3 protein-coding genes and 1 pseudogene are annotated in these 4,535 nt (G+C 69.8%); 3 read left to right on the top strand and 1 reads right to left on the bottom strand.

The genetic code is table 11. The annotated features are described in order from the left end of the window. Positions 1-355, bottom strand: a 355-nt coding sequence (locus tag B7X32_RS18750; RefSeq protein WP_292723167.1) for a hypothetical protein, incomplete at its 3' end; no start/stop codon positions are given. A 71-nt stretch (positions 356-426) separates the two neighbouring features. Between B7X32_RS18750 and deoD the strand changes: the two genes are divergently transcribed. From deoD to B7X32_RS18735, 3 genes and pseudogenes are all read left to right on the top strand, one after another. After that, entirely contained in the window at positions 427-1,140 is a 714-nt protein-coding gene (deoD, locus tag B7X32_RS18745; protein WP_292723165.1) for a purine-nucleoside phosphorylase, read from the top strand. Between the two features lie 185 nt (positions 1,141-1,325). Next, positions 1,326-3,911 carry a DEAD/DEAH box helicase gene (locus B7X32_RS18740; RefSeq protein WP_292723163.1) on the top strand — a complete coding sequence of 862 codons (2,586 nt, stop codon included), beginning with the start codon at positions 1,326-1,328 and terminating at the stop codon, positions 3,909-3,911. A 107-nt stretch (positions 3,912-4,018) separates the two neighbouring features. After that, positions 4,019-4,535, top strand: a pseudogene (locus B7X32_RS18735) (hypothetical protein); the annotation flags it as partial.

Below are 4,535 nucleotides of genomic sequence, written 5' to 3'. Positions count from 1 at the left end.
CGCAGCACAGCCCGAATGCGGCGGGGATCAGTATGACGAGGGCGAGCTGCACGAGCCTGGCGCCGGAGGGCAGTGCGCGGTCGTCGAACCAGAGGTACGCATAGGCCGCCACGAAGCCGAACACCGCACCGACCACGAGCGCTGCTCTCGCGCTGCGGCACGTCGCGCCGAGCAGGATCGCGGCGATGCCCCAGGGGATCGTGACGAGCGCCGTCCCCTGGGGCAGCCAGAGGGCGCTGCCGACCCCGAGCACCGCCGCAAGGACGACCGCGACGACGACGCGCCACCGGATCGGCGCGCGGACCTCCGCCCGCGTCGCGCCTTCAGGGGTCGTCGTCACCACATCGCGCTTCATACCTAGACAGCCTAGGTATGAAGCGCGAGCATGACAAGGGATCCGGCGATCCCGCTCGATACCCTGATCGCATGAGCACGCACATCGCCGCCGCGCCCGGTCAGATCGCCCCCGTCGTCCTGTTCCCCGGGGATCCGCTGCGCGCGAGATGGATCGCGGAGACCTTCCTCGACGACGCCGAGTTCTATTCCGAGGTGCGCGGGATGCTCGGCTTCACCGGCACCTGGCAGGGCCACCGCGTCTCGGTGCAGGGATCCGGCATGGGACAGCCCTCGATGTCGATCTATGCGAACGAGCTGTTCCAGGAGTACGACGTGCAGACCATCGTGCGGGTGGGATCCTGCGGCGCTCTCACCGAGAAGGTCGGCATGCGCGACATCATCATCGCGAACGGCGCGTGCACCGACTCGGGCATCAACCGGGTCCGCTTCCACGGCCAGGACTACGCCCCCGTCGCCGACTTCGGCCTCCTGCGCCGTGCCGTCGAGGCGAGCGAGCGGATGGATCTCGGCCACGCCGTGCACGTCGGCCTGCTCTTCTCGAGCGACCAGTTCTACAGCACCCGCCCCGAGCTGACCGAGCCGCTGGTGCGGCACGGCGCCCTCGCCGTCGAGATGGAGACCAGCGCGCTCTACACGTTGGCCGCGTACTACGACCGCCGGGCCCTGAGCATCTGCACGGTGTCCGACCACCTCGTCACGCATGAGGAGACCACCGCCCTGGAGCGCGAGCAGAGCTTCGGCGACATGGTCCGCATCGCCCTCGAGGCCACGCTCACGCCCTGACCGCTCTGCCCCCGAGTCCCGCCCCGACCGGGCTGACCGCCCTGACCGCGAGACTCCAACTCCGCGACGAGACTGCACTCCAGGGGCGCAGTCTCGTCGCCCAGATGGAGTCTCGCGGTCAAGGGACGGGGGCGAGGAGGGGAGCCCGGGGTGGGGGCCGCACGAGGTGGGATGATCGATGGATCATGTCTCTGCGCCTCGATCCGTCCGTCGTCCGCCCCGCCGAGGGGGATCCGGATCCGGATGCCGTCTACCTGGCGTTCGTGGAATGGGCCGAATCGACGGGCATCTCGCTCTACCCGGCGCAGGACGAGGCCGTCATCGAGATCGTGTCGGGGCAGAATCTGATCCTCAGCACCCCGACCGGCACCGGCAAGTCGCTCGTCGCGATCGCCGCCCACTTCGCCGCCCTCGCCGACCGGCGCCGCACGTACTACACCGCCCCGATCAAGGCTCTCGTCAGCGAGAAGTTCTTCAGCCTGGTCGAGGTCTTCGGCGCCGAGAACGTCGGCATGGTCACCGGCGACTCCGCCGTCAACGCCGATGCCCCGATCGTGTGCTGCACGGCCGAGATCCTCGCGAACCTCGCCCTCCGCGAGGGGCCGGACGCCGAGGTCGGGCAGGTCGTCATGGACGAGTTCCACTTCTACGGCGATCCGGATCGCGGCTGGGCCTGGCAGGTGCCGCTGCTCACCCTCCCCCAGGCGCAGTTCGTCCTCATGTCGGCCACGCTCGGCGACGTGACAGAGCTCGCCGCGGACCTCACCCGGCGGACCGGCGGCGAGACCGCCGTCGTCACCGGGGTGGAGCGGCCCGTGCCGCTGCACTTCTTCTACGAGACCACGCCGATCCACGAGACGATCGAGGATCTGCTGCACACCGGCCAAGCGCCGGTCTACGTCGTCCACTTCTCCCAGGCCGCCGCGATGGAGCGCGCACAGGCGCTCGCCAGCGCCAAGGTCGCCACCCGCGAGCAGCGCGACGAGATCGCCGAGCTCATCGGCGGATTCCGCTTCACCACCTCGTTCGGCAAGACCCTCGCGCGCCTGCTCCGGCTCGGCATCGGGGTGCACCACGCGGGCATGCTGCCGAAGTACCGCCGCCTCGTCGAGCAGCTCGCGCAGCGAGGGCTCCTGCGCGTGATCTGCGGCACCGACACCCTGGGCGTCGGCATCAACGTGCCCATCCGCACGGTGCTGCTCACGGCGCTCACGAAGTTCGACGGCACCCGGATGCGCCAGCTCAACGCCCGCGAGTTCCACCAGATCGCCGGGCGCGCGGGGCGGGCCGGCTTCGACACCGCCGGCACGGTCGTCGCGCAGGCGCCGGAGCACGAGAGCGAGAACATCGCCGCGATCCGCAAGGCCGGCGACGACCCGAAGAAGAAGCGCAAGATCATCCGCAAGAAGGCGCCGGACGGCTTCGTGTCGTGGGGGGAGCCGTCGTTCCAGAAGCTCATCGCCGCGGAGCCGGAGACGCTGACCTCGCACATGCAGATCACGAGCGCGATGATGCTCAACGTCATCGGGCGCGGCGGCGACGTCTTCGCGAATATGCGCTCCCTGGTATATGACAATCACGAACCGCGTGCGAAGCAGCGGATCCTCGCGATCCGGGCTCTCGGGATCTACCGGACGCTGCGGGAGTCGGGAATCGTCGAAACGCATGTCGACGAGCGCAGCGGCCGGACGGAGGTGCGGCTCACCGTCGACCTGCAGCCGAACTTCGCGCTGAACCAGCCGCTCTCCCCCTTCGCACTCGCGGCGTTCGAGCTGCTCGATCCCGCGATCGGCGCCGGGACCGAGGGATCCGCTCCCACGGTCGCGCATTCCTCGACGTTCGCGCTCGATATGCTCTCGATCGTCGAGGCGACCCTCGACGATCCCCGTGCGATCCTCAGCCAGCAGGAGTTCATCGCCCGCGGCGAGGCGGTCGCCGCCATGAAGCGCGAGGGCATGGAGTACGAGGAGCGCATGGAGGCGCTCGAGGAGATCACCTACCCGAAGCCCCTCGAGGAGCTGCTGTCCGCGGCGTTCGAGACCTTCAGCGCCGCGCAGCCCTGGATCCGCGACTTCGAGCTGCACCCCAAGTCGGTCGTCCGCGACATGTACGAACGGGCCATGTCGTTCGGGGAATACGTCGCCCTCTACAAGATCGCGCGCTCCGAGGGCGTCGTGCTGCGCTACCTCTCGGACGCCTACCGGGCGGCCTCCCAGACGATCCCGGAGCACCTGAAGAGCGAGGAGCTGCGCGACCTCATCGAATGGCTGGGGGAGCTCGTCCGTCAGGTCGACTCCTCGCTGCTCGACGAGTGGGAGGAGCTCATCTCGGGCCATCCCGTCTCGCACAGCGACGAGCCGGTGGTGCCGCCGGCGCCGAAGCGGCTCACGACGAACGTGCGCGCGTTCCGGATCCTGGTGCGCAACGAGCTGTTCCGCCGCGTGCAGCTCGCCGCGCGAGAGGATCTGGACGCGCTCGCCCAGCTGGATCCGGAATTCGGCGCCGAAGGCTGGGATGCCGCCCTCGACGCCTACTTCGCCGAGCACGACGAGATCCGCACCGGCGCCGACGCGCGCAGTGCCGCGCTGCTCATCCTCGACGAGACCGGTGGCCCCGACCACGAGCGGCCCGCGCGTGCGTGGGCCGTGCAGCAGATCCTCGACGACCCGGCGGGGGACCACGACTGGCGGATCTCCGCGATGGTCGACCTCGATGCCTCGGACGAGGCCGGTGAGGCCGTCATCGCCGTGACCGGGGTGGCTCGCCTCTAGCCCCGCCGGCCCCTCCGCGTCAAGGTCCCGACGGTTCACGGCGCTCCCGTGACGATGTCCGACGCCCGGCGTATCGTCGTAGGCACGCGAGCGGAACGGAGAGCATCATGACGATCCATGAAGGCCGCGGGGGGCCGCAGACGCCGGCGCAGCAGCCGCAGATCCATCAGGGCATCGTGCCCTCCTATCTGCTGGCGAAGCTGGCCGAGTCCGAACGGTACGCCCAGGCGGCCGAGGCCGCCAGGCAGACCCTGATCGCCCCGGCACCGGCCGAGCACCGGGCGCAGCTGCGGCTGTCGATCGACGAGAACGGCTCGCTCGTGGCCACGGTCGAGGCGGCGCCGGACCGCACCATCAGCGACGCGCACGGCACCGAGACGCTCCCCGGCACCGTGGTGCGCACGGAGGACGAGCCGACGGTCGCCGACGTCGCCGTGAACCAGGCGTTCGACGGGCTCGGCGCGACCTTCCAGATGCTGCTCGACGCGTTCCAGCGCAACTCGATCGACGGGAAGGGCCTGCCGCTGGATGCGACGGTCCACTACGGATCCGGATATGACAACGCGTTCTGGAACGGGGAGCGCATGGTGTTCGGAGACGGCGACGGCCAGGTCTTCCAGGGCT

This window comes from Microbacterium sp. 13-71-7 (assembly GCF_002257455.1).
In the GTDB taxonomy this organism is placed as follows: domain Bacteria; phylum Actinomycetota; class Actinomycetes; order Actinomycetales; family Microbacteriaceae; genus Microbacterium.
The sequence above is the reverse complement of the archived record's forward strand: the minus strand, read 5'-3'. Positions and strand labels throughout refer to the sequence as shown.

Bases quoted from the DNA above. Each gene is read 5' to 3' on its own strand.
- B7X32_RS18740 (WP_292723163.1), top strand. From the start codon at position 1,326: ATGTCTCTGCGCCTCGATCCGTCCGTCGTCCGCCCCGCCGAGGGGGAT.
- deoD (WP_292723165.1), top strand. From the start codon at position 427: ATGAGCACGCACATCGCCGCCGCGCCCGGTCAGATCGCCCCCGTCGTC.